18 protein-coding genes are annotated in these 16,878 nt (G+C 70.6%); 13 read left to right on the forward strand and 5 right to left on the reverse strand.

Annotation, left to right across the window (positions count from 1 at the left end; all coding sequences use genetic code 11):
• Nucleotides 1-3: 3 nt before the first annotated feature.
• Both AMIS_RS12210 and AMIS_RS12215 read right to left on the reverse strand, forming a co-directional pair.
• Nucleotides 4-2,655: a LuxR family transcriptional regulator gene (locus AMIS_RS12210; RefSeq protein WP_014442584.1), complete on the reverse strand. Its 2,652-nt coding sequence runs from the start codon at nt 2,653-2,655 to the stop codon at nt 4-6.
• A 76-nt stretch (nt 2,656-2,731) separates the two neighbouring features.
• A complete protein-coding gene (locus tag AMIS_RS12215) occupies nt 2,732-3,922 on the reverse strand; it encodes a PP2C family protein-serine/threonine phosphatase (protein ID WP_014442585.1) in 1,191 nt (396 codons plus the stop codon).
• Nucleotides 3,923-4,092: 170 nt separating this feature from the next.
• Between AMIS_RS12215 and AMIS_RS12220 the strand changes: the two genes are divergently transcribed.
• Nucleotides 4,093-4,920, forward strand: a complete 828-nt coding sequence (locus AMIS_RS12220; RefSeq protein ID WP_014442586.1) for an alpha/beta fold hydrolase — start codon at nt 4,093-4,095, stop codon at nt 4,918-4,920.
• Here the strand turns inward: AMIS_RS12220 and AMIS_RS12225 are convergent.
• Nucleotides 4,917-5,363 carry a hypothetical protein gene (locus AMIS_RS12225; protein ID WP_014442587.1) on the reverse strand — a complete coding sequence of 149 codons (447 nt, stop codon included), beginning with the start codon at nt 5,361-5,363 and terminating at the stop codon, nt 4,917-4,919. The genes AMIS_RS12220 and AMIS_RS12225 overlap by 4 nt on opposite strands.
• Before the next feature lie 159 nt (nt 5,364-5,522).
• On the opposite strand from AMIS_RS12225, the gene AMIS_RS12230 reads away from it, so the two are divergent.
• From AMIS_RS12230 to AMIS_RS12280, 12 genes are all read left to right on the forward strand, one after another.
• On the forward strand, nt 5,523-7,811 hold the full coding sequence (locus AMIS_RS12230) for a hypothetical protein (protein WP_014442588.1): 2,289 nt from the start codon (nt 5,523-5,525) through the stop codon (nt 7,809-7,811).
• Between the two features lie 126 nt (nt 7,812-7,937).
• Entirely contained in the window at nt 7,938-8,120 is a 183-nt protein-coding gene (locus tag AMIS_RS12235) for a hypothetical protein (RefSeq protein ID WP_014442589.1), read from the forward strand.
• Complete coding sequence (locus AMIS_RS12240; RefSeq protein ID WP_014442590.1) at nt 8,117-8,533, forward strand: hypothetical protein; 417 nt, start codon at nt 8,117-8,119, stop codon at nt 8,531-8,533. The genes AMIS_RS12235 and AMIS_RS12240 overlap by 4 nt, the downstream gene beginning before the upstream one ends.
• A 71-nt stretch (nt 8,534-8,604) precedes the next feature.
• Nucleotides 8,605-9,531 carry a fumarylacetoacetate hydrolase family protein gene (locus AMIS_RS12245; RefSeq protein ID WP_172666580.1) on the forward strand — a complete coding sequence of 309 codons (927 nt, stop codon included), beginning with the start codon at nt 8,605-8,607 and terminating at the stop codon, nt 9,529-9,531.
• The gene (locus AMIS_RS12250; RefSeq protein WP_014442592.1) at nt 9,528-10,307 is read left to right on the forward strand and encodes an IclR family transcriptional regulator; all 780 of its coding nucleotides are present in this window, start codon (nt 9,528-9,530) and stop codon (nt 10,305-10,307) included. Before AMIS_RS12245 ends, AMIS_RS12250 begins: the two co-directional genes overlap by 4 nt.
• Before the next feature lie 67 nt (nt 10,308-10,374).
• The gene (locus AMIS_RS12255) at nt 10,375-11,115 is read left to right on the forward strand and encodes an alpha/beta hydrolase (protein WP_197538004.1); all 741 of its coding nucleotides are present in this window, start codon (nt 10,375-10,377) and stop codon (nt 11,113-11,115) included.
• A gap of 1 nt (nt 11,116) precedes the next feature.
• A complete protein-coding gene (locus tag AMIS_RS42565) occupies nt 11,117-11,422 on the forward strand; it encodes a hypothetical protein (protein WP_014442594.1) in 306 nt (101 codons plus the stop codon).
• Complete coding sequence (locus AMIS_RS12260; protein ID WP_014442595.1) at nt 11,419-11,946, forward strand: quercetin 2,3-dioxygenase; 528 nt, start codon at nt 11,419-11,421, stop codon at nt 11,944-11,946. Before AMIS_RS42565 ends, AMIS_RS12260 begins: the two co-directional genes overlap by 4 nt.
• A 110-nt stretch (nt 11,947-12,056) precedes the next feature.
• The gene (locus tag AMIS_RS12265; RefSeq protein WP_231859290.1) at nt 12,057-12,221 is read left to right on the forward strand and encodes a hypothetical protein; all 165 of its coding nucleotides are present in this window, start codon (nt 12,057-12,059) and stop codon (nt 12,219-12,221) included.
• A gap of 496 nt (nt 12,222-12,717) precedes the next feature.
• Nucleotides 12,718-14,607 carry an acyl-CoA dehydrogenase family protein gene (locus AMIS_RS12270; RefSeq protein WP_014442597.1) on the forward strand — a complete coding sequence of 630 codons (1,890 nt, stop codon included), beginning with the start codon at nt 12,718-12,720 and terminating at the stop codon, nt 14,605-14,607.
• 53 nt (nt 14,608-14,660) lie between these two features.
• Nucleotides 14,661-15,296 (forward strand): TetR/AcrR family transcriptional regulator, encoded by a 636-nt coding sequence (locus tag AMIS_RS12275; protein WP_014442598.1) that lies wholly within the window; start codon nt 14,661-14,663, stop codon nt 15,294-15,296.
• 26 nt (nt 15,297-15,322) lie between these two features.
• Nucleotides 15,323-15,658, forward strand: coding sequence for a DoxX family protein (locus AMIS_RS12280; RefSeq protein ID WP_051041929.1), 336 nt, complete (start codon nt 15,323-15,325; stop codon nt 15,656-15,658).
• 20 nt (nt 15,659-15,678) lie between these two features.
• On the opposite strand, the gene AMIS_RS12285 is transcribed toward AMIS_RS12280, so the two are convergent.
• Together AMIS_RS12285 and AMIS_RS12290 are read right to left on the reverse strand one after the other, a co-directional pair.
• Nucleotides 15,679-16,407: a YwiC-like family protein gene (locus AMIS_RS12285; RefSeq protein ID WP_014442600.1), complete on the reverse strand. Its 729-nt coding sequence runs from the start codon at nt 16,405-16,407 to the stop codon at nt 15,679-15,681.
• A gap of 32 nt (nt 16,408-16,439) precedes the next feature.
• On the reverse strand, nt 16,440-16,862 hold the full coding sequence (locus AMIS_RS12290; protein ID WP_041829712.1) for a DUF3592 domain-containing protein: 423 nt from the start codon (nt 16,860-16,862) through the stop codon (nt 16,440-16,442).
• Between the last annotated feature and the right edge of the window lie 16 nt (nt 16,863-16,878).

The following is a 16,878-nucleotide window of genomic DNA, read 5'->3' on the forward strand; positions in this document are numbered from 1 at the left end:
TCCTCAACTCCTGATCAGCGTGCGCAGCTGGTGGCGGCTCCCGACGCCCAGCTCGGCGTAGATGCGGTACAGGTGGGAGCCGACCGTGCGGGGCGAGAGGAAGAGCTTGTCGGCGATCTCCCGGTTGCTCATTCCCTCGGCGGCCATTCTGGCGATCATCTGTTTCTGGGCTGTCAACGCGGCGAACGCGTCCGCCTCGGGCGCCGGCTCGCCGGCGCCGCGCAGGCCCACCGGCAGGCCGCGGTGCGCCTGGTCGGCGTGGCTCGCCGCACCGAGCCGCAGGAACGTGTCGCGCGCCGCGAGCAGGTGCGGGCGGGCGTCGTGCAGCCGGCGACGGCCGCGCAGCCACAGCCCGAGGTTGAGCTGGACCTCGGCGTACTCCAGGGGCCAGCGCAGGGCCCGGCTCGGGTCGGCGAGCGCCTGGTGGAAGTGGTCCTCGGCCCGGTCGGTCTCGTCGATCAGCGCCGCGGCGTGCGCCAGCAGCATCCCGAGCCGGCCGGTCCGCCCGGATTCGCCGGCCGCCGTGGTGGCGAGGGACAGGATCCGCTCGGCTTCGGCGTGGTTGCCGGTCCGCGCGGCGCTCAGCGCGAGTTGCGGCAGGCTGCGCGGGCCGAGGAAGTAGTGCCGGGGCACCCCGTCGTCGTCCCACATCCGGCGGAAGTGCCGGTAGGCCGTCGGGTGGTCACCGGCGGCCAGGGCGGTGAGCCCGGCGGCCCGCTGCCGGAGACTGTCGATCAGCGTGGAGCGGGGCTGGTCGCCGGGCAGGGTGACTTCTCCGCCCGTACCCTCGTGGCGCAGTGCCCGGAGAACGGCCCGCAGGGCCGGCAGAGCCGCGTCGAGCACCGGAACGCGCACGTCGGCGCACTGCTCGGCGCTGTCCAGCAGCCGTTCCGCCTCGCCCCACTTCCCGGCCTCGATCAGCGCGAGCGCCATCGCCGGGAACGAGCCGAGCGCCGCGCCGTGAGCGCCGTACTGCGTGCCCATCTCCCAGACCCCGTGCAGCTCGGCGCCGGCTTTCGCGGACTCGTCCAGCAGGTACGCGATCATGCCGGTGAGCAGCATCCGGGTCACCCCGCCCGGCCCGGTCCCGGTCGGCTGCGGCGCGTGCCCGGACACGGCGAAGGCGGCCGGGTCGGCGATCGCCAGGACGGCGTCCCGGGTGAGCGGGTCCTCTGCCTGGGCCGCCTCGCCGGCCAGGGCCAGCATCCCGGGCAGCTGCTCACGGTGGGCGGGCGACCCGGAGTGCAGCGCCGCCGCGGCCGCGACCAGGGTGGCGGCCAGCGTGACCTGGGAGTTCCGGGCGCCGCCGCGGACCGCCCGGGCGGCGACGTCGAAGGCCTCCCACGGCCGGGCGGAGTGGACCAGGGCGTAACCGGCGCCGCAGGCAGCGAGCCCGGTCACGTCCGGGTCGCCGGTCAGCGCGGTGGTCTTCTCGTAGAGCTCGATGGTCCACTCCGGATCGCCGCTGCGGTGCGCGGCGAAGACGGCTCGGGCGTACCGGCGGGCGGCGGCCTCGTCATCACCGCTGCGCTCGGCCGCCGACTGCAGCGCGCCGGCGGCGGCCAGGTAGTCGCTGCGGGCGATCGAGCCGTCGGCGGCGGCTTCGAGAGCCGCTGCCACGGCCTCGTCACGGCCGGGTGTGCCCTCGGCGAGGTGCCGGGCTCGGTGGTACGGATCATCGGTCGCCACCGCCAGATTGCGGTGTGCCCGCGCCACGTCGCCCGGCGTCTCGACGACCGTGCAGGCCGCCCGGTAGAGCGGGTGGCGGAAGTGTGCCTGCCGGTCCCGCACCGTGATCAGCCCCGCCTGCTCGGCCGGCATCCAGTGCCGCAGGTCCAGGGACATCCCGGCGGCCCGGGTCAGGGTGCCGATGTGCTCGGTGGCGCCGGCCAGCGCCGCGTGCAGCAGCAGCCAGCGGGTGGCCGGCGGCAGGGCGCGGATCGCGGTGGTGAACTCGTGCGGCGGCTGCTCGCGCGGGTCGCTGAGAACCCGCAGGGCCAGCGGGTTGCCGTCGGCCCGCCACAGGATCTCGGCGCGGCTGCGGGCGCCGGGGCGCAGCGGGTACGTGTCGAGCAGCCGGGCCGCCGCCTCGTCGGGGAGCGGGCCGAGCTCGTACCGGGGGATGCCGGGTGTCGCGGTGTCGGGCAGGACGCCGTCGCGGGCGGCGAGCAGTATCGCGATCCGCTCGGTGGAGGTGTTGCGCAGCGCGGAGGCGAGGATCCGCAGTGAGGCCTCGTCGGCGTGGTGGACGTCGTCGGCCACGATCAGCGCCGGTCCGTTGCGGGTCAGCAGGTCGAACGTGAGCAGCAGGGCGGTCACCACCGCCGGCTCGTCGGGCGGCAGCTCCGCGGCCTGCGGCGACCAGAGTCCGGTGATCTGGCGGCGCAGGTGCTGCGGCAGTCCGGCGAGGTCGTTGTTGCCGACTCCGAGCAGGTTGCGCAGCAGGGCGTAGGGCTGGTGCGCGGACGTGGTGGCGTACCGGATCCGGTAGCCGCGGCGGCGGGCGTCGTCCGCGGCGGCCTCGAGCAGTGCGGTCTTCCCCATGCCCGCCGCACCGCTGAGCAGCAGCGACGCCGATCCGTGCCCGGCCGCGCCGACGACTGCGGTGAGGTCGGCCAGCTCCCGTGCCCGGCCGATCAGAACCTCGTCGCCCATATGTCTGCTGCCCCTTTCCTCGAAGGAACAGTGAACTACCCAGTTGCTCTGTTCACCAGGCAGGAAACATGAAGTCTCACGTTTCTGCGTGCCCGGGTACGCGGACTGCGAGCATCGCCACATCGTCGCTGCGCACCCCGGTGAGCAGGCCCGCAGCGGCGGCAAGCACCTCGTGCGGCCGGCCGCCGGCCCGCAGGCGGCGGTAGAGCGTGGCGAAGCTCTCGTCGATGTGCCGCTCCCGGTCCTCCACCAGACCGTCGGTGTGCAGCAGCACCGTCGAGCCGGGCGGCAGGTGGTACGTGTACGTGTGCCGGGGCGAGTTGCGCCGCATCCCGAGCAGCATGTCGTTGCCGGTGAGCGCGTGGACCGTACCGTCGGGGTGAATGACCACCGGTGGTGGGTGACCCGCGTTCGACCAGCGCAACCGATGTCCGCCGCTCGCGGCCGGCTCGACGATCGCGACGACGGCGGTCGCCATGGTCGGCTCGCCGAGCGCGTGGTTCGCGGCTTCGAGGCGGCGCAGCAGCACCGACGGGGGTTCCCGGCGGTCCACCAGGTACGCCCGGAGCATGCCCCGCAGCTGACCCATCTCGGCCGCCGCCCGCAGACCGTGCCCGACCACGTCGCCGATCACGCAGGTGAGGCGGCCGTTCGGGCCGGGCAGCACGTCGTACCAGTCGCCGCCGACCGTCGTGGTGGCGTCCGCCGGCAGGTAGCGCGCGGCCAGCTCGTAGCCGTCGACGTGCGGCAGCTGGGAGCCGATCGCCCGCTGCAGGGTCTCGCTGGCCGCGATCGTGGCGTCGTTGCGCATCGCCCGCTGCAGCGCGCGGGTGACGTAGAGGATAAGGGTGACGATGAAGGCGCGGTCCGGTCCGGTGAAGGCGCGCGGCTGTGACCAGGCCAGCATCAGCGCGCCGGGCATCCCGGGCAGCGGCGCGCAGACCGCGGCCTGCCAGCCGAGGCGCGCCACGTCACCGGCGAGCGCGGGGCGGGCGGCCATCAGCTCGGCCGGTCCGGCGTAGAACCGGGCCAGGCCGTCGCGCTGCACCGGGGCGGTCAGCGCCGCGGCCACGCCGGACGCCGGGCCACGCCCGATCCCGGCCACCACCACCTCGGCGTGCGTGGCGGTGAGCATCTCGCGCATCAGCGCCGGCGCGGCGGCCAGCACGTCGGCGGTGGTCTCGGTGGCGGAGAGCTGTTCGCTCGCCGTCAGCAGCTGGCGGCTGCGCAGGAGCGCGGCATCCGGGGGCACTGTAGTCGTCGGCATGGTCCAGAGACTTCCTGTGCGACCTCCCCGGGTCATCCGTCGAATGACTGCCGCCGCCGCAGGAGCAGTCATTCGACGGATGGCACCGCCTCCGGGGGTGGGCAGTTTTGGTGGCGAGCCGATGCGGGACCGTTCCGCATCACCGGCGCTCACACACCGAGGAGCCAGCCATGCCTTTCATCACCACGGACGACGGAACCGAGATCTTCTACAAGGACTGGGGCAACCCGGACGGGCAGCCGATCATCTTCAGCCACGGCTGGCCGCTGAGCGGTGACGCATGGGACGTCGAGATGAAGCTCGCCGCGGACAACGGTTTCCGGGCCATCGCCCACGACCGCCGCGGTCACGGCCGGTCCACGCAGACCTGGTTCGGCAACGACATGGACACCTACGCGGCTGACCTGGACGCCCTGGTCCGCGCCCTGGACCTGCGCGACATCATCCTGGTCGGCCACTCGACCGGTGGCGGCGAGGTCGTGCGGTTCGCGGCGAAGCACGGCATCGGCCGGGTTGCGAAGATCGCCACCGCCGGCGCCGTCCCGCCGGTGATGGTCAAGTCGGAGACCAACCCGGAGGGCACGCCGATCGAGGCGTTCGACGGCATCCGGGACGGCGTCCTGGCCGACCGCTCGCAGTTCTTCAAGGAGCTCGCGGAGCCGTTCTTCGGCGCGAACCGTCCGGGCGCCAAGGTCTCGCAGGGCGCCAAGGACCAGTTCTGGCGGCTCGGCATGCAGGCCGGCTTCGCCGCGGTCTACGACTGCATCAAGCAGTTCTCGGAGACCGACTTCACCGAGGACCTCGGCAAGATCGACGTGCCGATGTTCATCGCGCACGGTGGCGACGACCAGATCGTCCCGATCGCCGCGGCCGCCGAGAAGACCGTCAAGCTGGTCAAGGACGGCACCCTCAAGGTGTACGAGGGCGCGCCGCACGGTATCGCCGGCGAGTACCAGCAGGAGCTCGACAAGGACCTGCTGGAGTTCTGGAAGAGCTAGTGGTACCGGGTGACGACATCCCGCAGGTGACGGTTCGGTTGGGGGACGAACAGACCGCGGATCTCGGTGAACGGGTTGTTGCCCGGCGGGATGTCGTCCTCGTAACCGGCGCCGGGGTCGTCGGGGAGCTGGACGAACGGGGTCTTCGGCTGGTCCGGGTGCGTGGGCTCGACGGGGTTGCGGTGCCACGAGGTGCCGCAGTTCCGGTTCTGCACCTCGCCGATGTACCAGCCGGGGACCATCACGTCCGGATCCTCGGCCTCCTCGGCGGCGAGCATGTCGTCCCAGCCGCCGAACCGGTCCAGGAGCAGTTTCTCCAGCCGGTCCAGCGACTCGACGGAGAAGTCCCACTGCTGCCCGGTCGCAACCGACCAGGCCGGGAAAGCAGCCTCCTGCCTCGCCAGCCAGGAATTCAGCCTCGGGTTGTCCGTCCAGTCGCTCATGGGAGTCCCTACGTAACGGATTGATATCCATAATCGTCTATCGACCGTATCGGGCTGCGCCGATACGGTCCCGTTCCATATGGTGCCACACGGCGTCGGGAACCAGACGACTACAAACGGGGAGACATCCGGCGTTTCGCTCCCCGGACGGGGACCCACATGAGCTACCTGATGCGCGCGCTGGCTGCCGCCTTCTGCGCGGTGGTGCTGGCCTTCGGCAGCGCGCCGGTCGCCGCCGCGCCGGCTCCGCCGCTGCCGTTCACCGGGCAGCGCTGCGACTCCAAGTTCGACCTGTCCGGCGCCCCGAAGAAACCGGACACCATCCCGGTCGGCGACGCCGGCCGGCTCAAGGCCAACTGGGACACGTACGACTTCACCAACCAGCGCCAGTCGATGGACGGCCTGCCCGCGCCCACGCCCCAGGACCTCGCCGACGCCGGTGACAACCCGGACATCTGGAAGGAGGGCGACAAGCGCAAGGTGTACGCCAGTTACGCCCGCCGCCAGGGCAGCAGCAACCCCTACGGCGGCACGTTCAAGGACTGGCTGAACGAGGTCTACATCGAGAACGCCGCCCGCAACGCCCGCGGCGCCGCGTACCGCAGGAAGGTCGCGTTCGACTTCGGCATGGTCGGCCCGCACTGGCTCTGCGAGGTCCAGATCAAGGACGCCAACGGCAAGGTCATTCGTACCTACGACGCGGTGAACACGAAGACCAAGGAGTTCATCGAGTTCAAGTCCGGCGGCGCGCACACCGGCAACCAGATCCCCGGTGACCGGGCGGTGATGAGCGACAGACGGTTCGCCGAGTACAAGCTCCGGTACATCTTCGGCCAGGAGCAGGAGAAGAAGACCACGACGGCGCTGCGCAACCTGGGCAAGGCCGCCGGGAACACCGCGAACGGGCTTCCGCGGGTCACCGCGTACGAGCACCGCTCCACCCCGATCGTGCGGTTCACGCCCGGGCAGTACACCAAGTTCGACCCCACCCTGAACCCGAACCCGGGCACCGGCTCGGGGTCGCGCGGCGGCCTCAACGACATGCTCAACCAGTCGAAGCCGACCCCGGAGACGATGCGCCAGCAGATCGAGCGGATCCGCGCGAACGACCCCACCGGCCAGCGCCTGCGCGGACCCGGCGGCGTCGACTTCTCCACGCTGGAGCTGCGCTTCGTCGGCGCGCCGGCCAAGGGCAAGGGCCTGGACTACTCGTTCACCGCGAAGAAGATGCCCGACCCGGACGAGAACCCCGGCTTCGGCGGCGAGGCGAAGGCCCAGCTGATCTCCGACTCGTTCTTCACCTGGCTCGCGCTCACCCCGGACAAGTTCTGGGTGAACCTCAACCCGGACGAGCCGAACCGGATCATGGACGCCAAGTTCGCCAAGACCGACGCCGGCCGGGTCCTGCTCGAAGCCGACCTGCAGATGAAGCACGACTTCGCGCAGGCGATGAACCCGGAGAAGCCGCTCGGCAAGAAGTTCTGGGACGCCACCCAGCTGACCGACGGCCTGCCCTGCCTGCACAGCTTCCGCAACTGGATCGAGCCGGCGCCCGCGCAGGTGCGGGAGCAGGACGGCGGCATCTACATCCTGGACGCGCCGCTGAAGGTCAGCTCGGTGCCGCAGAACTACACCAACCTGCCGCCCGGCTCCGACCGGGCGTGCAAGCCGACCGAGGCGCAGATCAAGCACAACCACAAGGCCGTACTGGATGTGATCGTCCCGGAGATCGAGCGGAAGATCAACGAGGACCCGTACTACGCCGACCTGCGCCGGGTCTACACCTCCCGGGTCGCCGCGGAATGGATCCGCCAGCAGGACGCGAAGAAGGCCACCGACTACCGCGCGATCATCAACAGCAACAACGTGGGGAAGTGGCCGATCCGCGACGGCAAGTGGACCACCGACGACCTGTGGAAGCGGTTCCTGAAGTCATGGAACGAGGGCGACTACAAGTTCGAGTGGAAGGCCGGCGGCGAGGTCTACATCTACCAGATGGGCGGCGTCGACTTCTCCAAGTCGCCGAAGAAGAACGCCACCAAGCAGCAGTTCACGGCGAAGCACCAGTACCTGCCGCGCAGCACCAAGGTGTCGGTGCAGACGATGACCGACGACGCCGAGAGCGAGGAGATCCTGCTGCTCGGCGGCAACACCGACGCCAAGCCGACGACCGGCGCCACGAAGCCGCCCGGTGGCGACGGTGGCGACGGTGGTGACGGCAACGGCGGTGACGGCAACGGCGGCGGTGACGACGACGGCGGTGACGACGGGGACGGCAGCGGTGGTGGCGCAACCACGCCGCCCGCCGACGACACCGCGGGCGGTCTGCCGATCACCGGCGACAGCGTGCCGGTTCCGGTGCTCGTCGCCCTGGCGGTCACGTTGATCGCCGCGGGCGCGGCCCTGGTCTGGTGGGCCCGCCACCGGCGCCGCACCTTCGTCAGCTGACCCGTCAGGGGAACGGCGGCGGCACCGGATCTCCGGTGCCGCCGCTTTTCGTCCGGTGGGGCTGACACGTGTACTCCATCCATCGAGGAATCCCGCTCCACGGCGGACGCCGCTAGCCTTTTCGGCATGAGCGAGGAGGAAGAGCTGATCGAGCCCCATCCCGATCTGGTGCGCCTGTGCGAGGCACTCAACCTGCCCAAGCCGGGCCCCTGGACCAGGGCCGAGATGGACGAATTCTGGGAAAAGGAGAAACGCGCCGATGAGGTCGTTGCCGAGATGATGGCTCGCCGGGCCAGGAGAGCCGCGTGAGCATCTCGACGCCGCCGCGAATTCTCGACGCATCCGCGGTCGTCGAACTTGCCGGTGGTCACCCGGAATTGATGCTGTTGTTGCAGCGCGCGGCCGCTGAGCACGTGATGCTCGCCATGCCTGCGCTCGCGGTTGCCGAGGCGAATGCCGTGCTGCGTCTGGAGGAGAACGTCTGGTATCACCTTTTCGCATCCACCAACCTCCACGAACAGAGTTTGTCGTGGTCGGGTGCCGTCGCAGCGGGGGCGATTGCCGCACCTCGCCTCGAGCACCACCCGATGCAGCCTGCCCTGATCGGTCCGATCATGGTGGGGCAGGTTGTCAATGAGGCAATCTCAATGAACGGTGTGATCGTGACCCGTATCCCAGAGGCCTACGGCGCCTATCACGTAAGTGTTCTCGCGCTGGAGTGAATTCACGGGAGCCTGATCCAGGTCTCGTGCGTTGTTCCTGGTGATCGAGAGGGGCGCGCATGCGGGTGGGCATGAGGGACGGACAGCTGGTGGCGTGGGACCAGGTCACCGGCGCCTGGGTGGTGGTCGGGGACGACCTGCTGACGTTTCTGGGTGGCGGGATCGACGCCGTACGGGATGCCGAGCGCGCGTTCGGTGACCCGTACCGGAAAGAGGCCGGCGGCGGACCGATGGGCCTGCCCCTGGAAGCAGCTTCGCTGCGGTGTTTCGCGCTCTGGGAAGAGCACATGATCAACGGCGCGCGCGGGATGGTGGAGCGGTTCGGGTCGCCGGGGATCCGGCGGTTCGCCCGGAGCTTCGAGCGGGTGACCGGACGGGTGCCGCCGCCGATGCGGCCGAGGCCGAACTTCTACCGGGATCCGCAGTTCTACATGGGCAATCATCGGGCCATGCACGCGGACGGGGCGACCGTCGCGTGGCCGTCGTTCGCCTCGGTGCTCGACTTCGAGTGCGAGATCGGCATGATCATCGCCCGGTCGGTGACGGACTGCGACACCACCGAGGGACGGGCGGCGATCGGCGGGTTCGTGATCCTCAACGACTGGTCGGCGCGGGACACCCAGTGGGACGACACCCGGCGCGGGACATTCGGCGGGGTGGTCAAGGCGAAGACGTTCGCCAACTCGATGTCCGCGGTCGTGGTGACGGCCGACGAGGTGCTGCCCCGCTGGCGCGAGCTGACCGGCCAGGTCACCGTGAACGGCGAGATCTGGGCGAAGAGCCAGACCAAGAGCCCCATGTACGACCTGGGCGCCGTCGTCAAATACGCCGCCCACGGCGAGCACCTGCGGCCGGGTGACGTGCTGAGCAGCGGCACCATCCCCACGCTCTGCGGCCTCGAACTCGGCCGTTTCCCGGCCCGGGGCGACGAGGTCCGCCTCGAACTCGACCTGGCCACCGGCGAACCGGTCACACTGACCAACAGAATAGAGGGGTGACCGACGTTCCAGCCCGGGCCCGGGGACGCCGCCCGCCCGCCGGTGACCCGGTCGTCGACCGGGCGCTGTCGCTGCTCTTCGCGTTCGACGCGGCCCACCCGACGCTCACCCTGAGTGAGCTGAGCCGCCGCAGCGACATCCCGCCGAGTTCCGCGCTGCGCCTGGCGAACCGCCTGCTCGCGTGGGGCGTGCTGGAACGCGACACGAGCGGCCGATTCGCGATCGGGTTGCGGCTGTTCGAGGTGGCGTCGCTCGCGCAGCGGGGGCACGGGCTGCGCGAGGTGGCGCTTCCCTACCTGGGCGACCTCGCCGAGGCGACCCACCAGCACGTGCTGCTCGCGGTGCGGGACGGTGACGAGGCGGTGCTTGTCGAGCGGTTCAGCGGGCACGACGCGATCCCGGTGCTGTACCGGGTGGGTGGCCGCCTGCCACTGCACTCCACCGGCGTCGGGCTGATCCTGCTGGCCTTCGCGGACCCGGAGTTCCAGGAGTCGTACCTGGCCCGGCCGTTACGGCGGGAACCGGAGCACGCGGTGATCCCGGCGGCCGAGCTGCGCCGTACCCTCGCCGACGCCCGCCGGGAACGCGCCGTGACGCTGCGCCGGCTGGTTCCCGAGGCGGCGATCTCGGTGGCCTGCCCGGTGCACGGGCCGGGTGACGCGGTGGTCGCCGCGCTCTCCGTGATCGTGCCCGAGGGCTGGCCCGATCCGCGCTCACTGATCCCCGCGCTGCGCACCTCGGCCCGCGCGATCTCCCGCGCCCTCGGCGCTCCCTGACACCGTCTTTGCCGCCCAATGGCAGAGCGGTTGGTTGCGCTCCGTCGCCGGCCGCAAGGTGAGGACCATGACGATCACCACCATGGAGTACGGGGGAATCGACGGGTTCCGCCCCCTCCTGCTCGACCTGCACCTCCCCGAGCCGGCCGAGGTCCCGCCGCCGATCGTGGTGTTCGTGCACGGCGGCGGCTGGCGGCGCGGGTCCCGGCAGATGTTCTGCCCGACCTGGCGTGACTGGCAGCCCGGCCCGTTCGCCCGGCTGGTCGCCGAAGGGTTCGCGGTGGCCTCGGTGGACTACCGGCTCAGCGCGGAGGCGCTCTTCCCGGCCCAGCTCGACGACGTGACGGCGGCGGTCGGCTGGCTGCGCGCACACGCCGGGGAACTGGGCGTCGACGCCGGGCGGATCGTGGCCTGGGGCGAGTCGGCCGGAGGGCACCTGGCAGCCCTGCTCGGGCTGACCGTTCCCGGACTCGCCGGCGTCGTCGACTGGTACGGCCCGTCGGACCTCCGATCCCATCGGGGCGAGCGGGAACTCCAGCTGATCGGCTCACCGGACCGGGCCGCGCAGGCCAGCCCGGTCACCCACGTGCACCCCGGCGCGCCGCCGTTCCACCTGGCGCACGGCACGGCCGATCAGCTCGTCCCGGTGTCACAGAGTGAGCAACTGACGGCGGCTCTGCGGGCTTCCGCCGTACCCGTGGATCTGAAATTGATCTCCGGGGCGGGTCATCTCTGGGTCGACGCGCCCGATCCGGAAGCGATCTTCGCGGCCGCCGTCCGGTTCACGCACGCGGTCACGGACGCCTGACGTGCCACCGCGCTGGAAGACGTTCGTGCTGACCGCCTCGGTGATCCTAGTCTTGCAGAACCTGGTGTCCGCCCTGCTCACGCCGCTGACGACGGGCTGGCCGCCGGTGCTGCGCTCGGCCGTGGTGATCACCGGTGTGGTGGCGCTGATGACCTGGGTGGTGATGCCGCGGCTGACCCGATGGCTGGCCGGCTGGCTGCGACCTGCGCCACAAAAGCCGTTTCATTCAATGGCAAGCCGCTGTGCCGGGGACCACCCCGATGGCGAACCTGTTTCCCATACGTTTCGTGACGGGAGACACCGATGAGCATCCAGTACCTGGCCGGCGACCACCGGGCGCTGCCGGGCTCGCCGCAGCCCTACTTCCTCGCCGCCGGTGAGGGCGAGCACGCCAAACTCTTCGCCGACACGTTCACGGTGTTGCTCAGCGGCGACGAGACCGACGGGCAATTCGGGATGTTCACCTCCCGGTGCGCGGCCGGCGACGTCATCCCGACACATTCACACGCGGACACGCACGAGACCTTCTACATCGTCGAAGGGCTGGTGCGGCTCTTCGTGGAGATGCCCGACGGGCAGAAGGTGAACCGGCTGCTCGGTCAAGGCGACTTCGGATTCGTCCCGGCGGGGGCGGCGCACGCCTATCAGGTGGAGAAGCCGGCGCTGATCCTCGGGGCGGCGACCGGCGGGTTCGAGCGGTTCTTCCAGCAGATGGGCACGCCCGTGGCGTCGGCGTCGAACGACGGGGAGCCTTTCGTGCCGCCGTTCCCCCGGATGCGGGCCGCGGCGGAAGCTCACAACATGAGGTTCATCCCTGACGCGCAGTGGTGATTTGTTCCGGCTGCTTGTTCGGTCAGTTTTCGAGAAGCGGGTGCCGGGGCCGGGGTTTTAGCGTGGCCGGCATGAATGCATGGATTCGGCGGTCTCATCGGTGGTTCGCTGTGGCTTTCACCGTGACGGTGCTGGTCACGGTCGTTGCGTTGGCGCAGGAGGATCCGGTTGTGTGGATTTCCTATCTGCCGCTGTTGCCGCTGGCGCTGCTGTTCTTCTCGGGGTTGTATCTGTTCGCACTCCCGTATCGAGCCCGCCGCCGGGCGGCGCGGTAGCCGTTCCCGTGACGGCGGCCGGCCGGGCGGGTGGGCCGGCGGGGTGGCGTGACGGCTGGGCGGCGGGGTGGCTTGGCGGCGCAGCCGTGGATCTTGGAGTGGTGGACGTCGGCTGGTGCTCAGTGTCGTCTGATCCGGCGCTCAGCAGCACTGTGCGCCAGCCGGTCGGGGCGAGCTGGTCGTGAGTGCTGCTTGCGGGGCGTTCCGGGAGCACTGTGCGCCGGTCGGTCCGGCTGGTCGTGAGTGTTGGTGCTCTGTGTGCCGGCCGGTCCGGCTGGTCGTGAGTGCGGATGCGCTGATTCGGCTGGCGCTCGGTGCTGTCAGGGGAGCGCACCGGTTCGAGGCCCGGTCCATGCTGGGCCAGCGGACCCCCCACAACCTTCCCGGACCGTCGGTGCGCCATCTGAACACACGCCCGGGGAGTAACCACACGGCTACCTTCCGGTAACAAACCTCGGTACCGTGACCGGAGACGAGGGTCAAGGAGGGCACGCCCATGACCACGACGCACGTCTCCGAGAAGCAGGCCCGGCAGACCGCCGAGGCCGCCCGGGAGTCCGAGTGGCGGAAGCCGAGTTTCGGCAAGGAACTGTTCCTCGGCCGGCTCCGGCTCGACCTTATCGATCCACGGCCGGAGATCCCGCCGAGTCCCGATGCCGAGGATTTTCTGGCGAGACTCGGCTCCTTCCTGCGTACCGAAGTGAATGGACCGCAGATCGAGCGCGACGCGCGCATCCCGGATGAAGTGTTCCAGGGCCTCGCGCGGCTCGGCGCGTTCGGAATGAAGATCGACAGGGAGTACGGCGGGCTGGGCCTGTCGAATCTGCACTATTGCAAGGCGCTCACGCTGATCGGTTCGGTCAATGCCTCGGTCGCGGCGCTGCTCTCCGCGCACCAGTCGATCGGCGTGCCCCAGCCGCTGAAGATATTCGGCAGCGCGGAGCAGAAGAAGGCGTTTCTGCCCCGGCTGGCGGCCGGTGAGGTGTCGGCGTTCCTGCTCACCGAGCCGGATGTGGGTTCCGACCCGGCCCGGCTGGGCACCGTCGCCGAGCCGGTCGAGGGCGGTTACCGGCTCAACGGGCTGAAACTGTGGGCCACCAACGGCACCCTCGCGACGCTGCTCGTGGTGATGGCCCGGGTGCCGGAGAAAGGCATCACCGCATTCGTGGTCGAGGGCGATTCGCCGGGGATCACGGTCGAGCGGCGTAACGCATTCCTCGGGCTGCGCGGACTGGAGAACAGCGTCACCCGGTTCCACGACGTGTTCGTACCCGAAGCGAATGTCATCGGCGGACTCGGCAAAGGCTTGAAAATCGCGCTCACCACGCTGAACACCGGCCGGTTGTCGCTGCCCGCGATGTGTGTCGGCGCCGGGAAACGGGCGCTTACGATCGCCCGGGAATGGTCCGCGGACCGGGTGCAGTGGGGCCGTCCGGTCGGCGAGCACGAGGCGGTGGCCACGAAGATCGCCTTCATCGCCGCGACCACGTACGCGATGGAGTCCATGCTCGACCTCTCCTGCCTGATCGCCGACGACGCGAGCAACGACATCCGGATCGAGGCCGCCCTGGTGAAACTGTTCGCCAGCGAGATGGCCTGGAAGGTCGCCGACGAGCTGATCCAGATCCGCGGTGGCCGGGGTTACGAGACCGCGGACTCGCTGACGGCCCGTGGCGAGCGCGGCGCGGAGGCCGAGCAGATCCTGCGTGACCTGCGCATCAACCGGATCTTCGAGGGTTCGACCGAGATCATGCACCTGCTGATCGCCCGGGAGGCCGTCGACGCGCACCTCTCGGTCGCCGGCGACATCATCGATCCCGACGCCGGCCTCGGACGCAAGGCCCGCGCGGGGGCGCGAGCCGGAGCGTTCTACGCACGGTGGCTGCCGACACTCGCGGTCGGTCAGGGCCAAAATCCCACGGGGTACGCCCCATTCGGTCCCCTCGCGCACCATTTACGGTACGTGGAACGCGCGTCCCGCAAACTGGCCCGGTCCACGTTCTACGCGATGTCGCGCTGGCAGGGACGCCTCGAGCGCAAGCAGGGTTTTCTGGGACGGATCGTGGACATCGGCGCGGAGCTGTACGCGATGGCGGCGGTCTGTGTCCGGGCCCGCGCCGAGGGCCGTCCCGAGGGCCGTGAGCTCGCCGACCTGTTCTGCCAGCAGTCCCGGCTGCGGGCCGAGGCGCTGTTCGCGGCGCTGTGGGAGAACACCGATCGGCTGGATGTGAAGGCGGCGTCGCGGGTGCTCGGCGGCCGGTACACGTTCCTGGAGGAGGGTGTGATCGCGCCGGAGGCGCCGGCGGACCAGGCGTGGGTGGCGGCGTGGCAGCGCGGGCCGGCCGAGGTCCCCGACGTTCGCCGTCGCGTCCCGCCCCCGGACTGACCCGGCGCGGGTTCCAAGATCTGGTGGGCGCGTCCGTGTGTCAGCATGACCGCGTGACGACGGACGCGACCTCCAGCCCTGACCGCCCCCGCCGCCGCGACGCCGAGGCCAACCGGACCCGCATCCTGCAGGCCGCCCACACCCTGCTGATCACCGATCCGAACGCCAGCATGGATGACTTGGCCCAGGCGGCGGGCGTGGTCCGCCGTACCCTCTACGCCCACTTCCCGACGAGGGACGCGCTGATCACCGGCCTGGGCGACAAGGCCGCGGCCGACATCCTGGAGGCGCTGAGCCACACCGACCGGACGACCGTGGAACCCGCCGTGGCCCTCGCGGACTTCTCGCTGACCATCTGGACGGCCGGTGACCAGTACCGCCTGCTCATCTCGCTGGCCGAATCCGAATACGGCACCGCCCGTCTCCGCGACCTGCTGGGCCCGATCCGCGCGCAGGGCTTCGACCTGCTGGCCCGCGCCCGCGACACCGGCCGGTTCGCCACCCACCTGCCGCTCGAGGTGCTCAGCGACGCGCTCCAGGCGCTCACCCTGTCGCTGCTGCGCTCGGTGAACGACGGCCTTTGGACGGACTCCGGCGACCGCGCCGCCCGGGCGATTCTGATCGCCGCCGGCCTGCCCGGAGCGGACGCGGACGCGGCGATCGAGCAGGCTAAGCTAACTCGCACATAGCTGTGCAGGTTAGTGGAGGTGGCACGGTGAACTTCACGTTCGCGATCCTCGCGATGGGCGCCTTCGGCGTCTCCGGCACGTCCAAGGTCAGCGGCGCCCCCGACACCCGTCACACCGCCGGCCACCTGGGCTTCTCCCCGGGCGAGTTCCGCTTCATCGGCCTGATCGAGCTGTTGGGCGTGCTCGGCGTGACGGCCGGCCTCTTCGTCACCGGCATCGGCGTCGCCAGCGCGATCACCCTGCTCCTGCTGATGGCCGGCGCCGTCGCCAGCCATCTGATCTGCGGCGACGGCATCCGCGGCGCCCTGCTGCCCACCCTCGCCGCGACGGTCCTGACCGGTTACCTGATCACCCTCACGTGAGCGCCCGCGGGGACGACGACTCAGAGCGTCGCCGCGAGCAGGACGAGGACGCTGGCCCCGATCTCGACGAGCCCCACCCGCTTCGGGGTCAGCGACCGTCCCGGCAGCGACCAGGCCCGGACCAGCAACGCCGTGAACACCACACCCGGCAGGACGCCCACCACGAACCCGCAGAGCGCAGCCACGGCGTGGAAGACCACCGACGCCCGGAGATAGCGGGCGTTCCCCCGTTCCCGGATCATCGTCTTCACGTAGAGGACCGTGCCGGTCAGATACAGCGCCACCACCAGGAACGGCGTGACCACCTCCGCCGCCGGGCGCCCCGCGACGACCGCCACCACGAACACCATGAGGCAGCTCTGTACGACCGACGCCAGATCGTTGATCAGGGCCCGTTCCCGCCGCCGGTAGGCGTACCAGGCGTTCACCGCGAGCAGCGCCGCATACGCCGGCGCGAAGACCAGCAGCCGCGGGCAGGCCAGCAGGACCGGCGCGGCGAGCACCACGGTGACCGGGGCGTACAGCGTGATCTGCGCCCGGTATCGCTGCGGACGCCGTGACTTGATCGCCTGCATGACGAAGTAGGAGAGCAGGTACCCGGCGAGCCAGGCGCCGAGCAGCGGCACGTCCGGCCACCGGAAACCGGCGACGATCGTCCCGGCCAGGTAGGGGAGGAGCAGCATCGCCCAGGCCCCGTGCTGCGGGGGAACGTACTGCCGGCGGACCGGCCGGCGCACAGCGGTGGTCACTCCCGCACGGTATCCGCCGATCGGACGCGCGATCAGGGCCTTAATGCCCCACTACGGCGGCGGCGGTGCTCGCGGGCCAGCTGCCACGTCGCGATCGGAATCCCCACCAGGGCGAACAGCGTCATGCCGGTGGTGAACCAGGCGATCCGATGGTTCTCCGGGACGCGCGTATCCCGTACCTCGGACGTGGGTTTGCGGGGGTCGTAGGTGATCGGGATGGTGTCGCGGACCCGGGTGCCGTCCGCCTCGTCACCCTGACCGACCAGGGTCGAGATCGGCCGGCCGTCGGTCGTGGTGAACTCCACGTGCACCCGGCCCTTGCCGCCGACGTCGGTCACCCGCGCCGTGGTCTCGACGCCCCGGTCGGACAGGGCGAGGTCGTTCGTCCAGTTCTGATAGGTGAGCCAGGAGAAGACGGCCACGACGACCACCCCCATCCCGGCGAAGAGCCACACCGGCGGAAGTCTGCGC

It is taken from the genome of Actinoplanes missouriensis 431, from assembly GCF_000284295.1.
GTDB classification, from domain to species: Bacteria; Actinomycetota; Actinomycetes; order Mycobacteriales; family Micromonosporaceae; genus Actinoplanes; species Actinoplanes missouriensis.